Genomic DNA, 1304 nt, shown 5'->3' on the forward strand with positions numbered 1-1304 from the left:
CGGAGGAGGGAGCCGCAGCGTGCTGCGGTGACCGACGACAACGCGGCGAGGCGCCGCCTGACCGACCGCAGTAGGCAAAAGATCCGCAGGACAGGACCTAGGCGTACCGGCCGCGCTCCGCCCTCAGTCGTCGTCCTCCCAGGCCTGGTCCTCCTTCTTCCAGTCCTCGTTCCGATCGGCCGCGGTCTTCAGCGCGTTGGCCGCGGCCTCGCGCGTCGGGTACGGTCCCATCCGGTCCTTGTTCGGGCAACCCTCGTCAGGTTCGACGGCCATGTGCTTCAGGCAGAACCACCATTGGTCACTCATGCGGCAATCCTGCCCAGTGGGAAGCGCAACTAGACTGTGGAACCATGACGACACTGCTCCAGCCCGGGCGGATCTCTCCCCTCCGCAGGGTTCCCTCTCACATCCAGCGGCCGGAGTACGTCGGGAAGAAATCCCCGAAGACCGGAGAGGCCGACGTCAAGACCCCCGAGATCGTCGAGCGGATGCGGATCGCGGGCAAGCTGGCGGCTCAGGCGCTCGAAGAGGTCGGCAAGCACGTGGCGCCCGGCGTCACCACCGACGAACTCGACCGGATCGGCCACGAGTTCCTCTGCGAGCGGGGAGCGTATCCCAGCACGCTCGGCTACCGGGGATATCCCAAGTCACTGTGCACCTCGATCAACGAGGTGATCTGCCACGGCATCCCTGACGACACCGTGCTGCGCGACGGCGACATCGTCAACGTCGACATCACCGCCTTCATCGGGGGCGTGCACGGCGACACCGACGCCACCTTCCTGGTCGGCGACGTCGACGAGGAGTCACGGCTGCTGGTCGAGCGCACCCGTGAGGCCACCAACCGGGCCATCAAGGCCATCGCCCCCGGCCGGCAGCTCAACGTGGCCGGTCGCGTGATCGAGGCCTACGCCAAGCGGTTCGGTTACGGCGTGGTCCGTGACTTCACCGGCCACGGCATCGGCACCACGTTCCACTCGGGCCTGATCGTCCCCCACTACGACGACCCGTCACTGGCGGTCACGCTGGAGCCGGGCATGACGTTCACGATCGAGCCCATGCTGACGCTCGGCACCATCGACTACGACGTCTGGCCCGACGGCTGGACCGCCGTCACCAAGGATCGCAAGCGGACCGCCCAGTTCGAGCACACCATTCTGGTGACCGAGACCGGCCACGAGATCCTGACACTGCCCTAGGCCCTGTCCCTTGGATCTTTTGCCTACTGCGGTCGCCCAGGCGGCGCCTCGCCGCGTTGTCGTCGGTCACCGCAGCACGCTGCGGCTCCCTCCTCCGCCTTGCGA

Annotated in this window: 2 protein-coding genes; one reads left to right on the forward strand and one right to left on the reverse strand. The window is 67.3% G+C overall.

What is annotated here, in order from left to right:
- Positions 1-123: 123 nt before the first annotated feature.
- The gene (locus ABZU75_RS46455) at positions 124-306 is read right to left on the reverse strand and encodes a hypothetical protein (protein ID WP_355570007.1); all 183 of its coding nucleotides are present in this window, start codon (positions 304-306) and stop codon (positions 124-126) included.
- 44 nt (positions 307-350) lie between these two features.
- On the opposite strand from ABZU75_RS46455, the gene map reads away from it, so the two are divergent.
- Positions 351-1199 carry a type I methionyl aminopeptidase gene (gene map / locus ABZU75_RS46460; protein WP_355570010.1) on the forward strand — a complete coding sequence of 283 codons (849 nt, stop codon included), beginning with the start codon at positions 351-353 and terminating at the stop codon, positions 1197-1199.
- Positions 1200-1304 lie beyond the last annotated feature (105 nt).

The sequence above is a fragment of the Streptosporangium sp. NPDC005286 genome (assembly GCF_040607515.1).
Classification (GTDB): domain Bacteria; phylum Actinomycetota; class Actinomycetes; order Streptosporangiales; family Streptosporangiaceae; genus Streptosporangium.

Excerpts from the sequence above, each read along its gene's own strand:
- ABZU75_RS46455 (WP_355570007.1), bottom strand. The coding sequence starts at position 306 with ATGAGTGACCAATGGTGGTTCTGCCTGAAGCACATGGCCGTCGAACCT.
- map (WP_355570010.1), top strand. The coding sequence starts at position 351 with ATGACGACACTGCTCCAGCCCGGGCGGATCTCTCCCCTCCGCAGGGTT.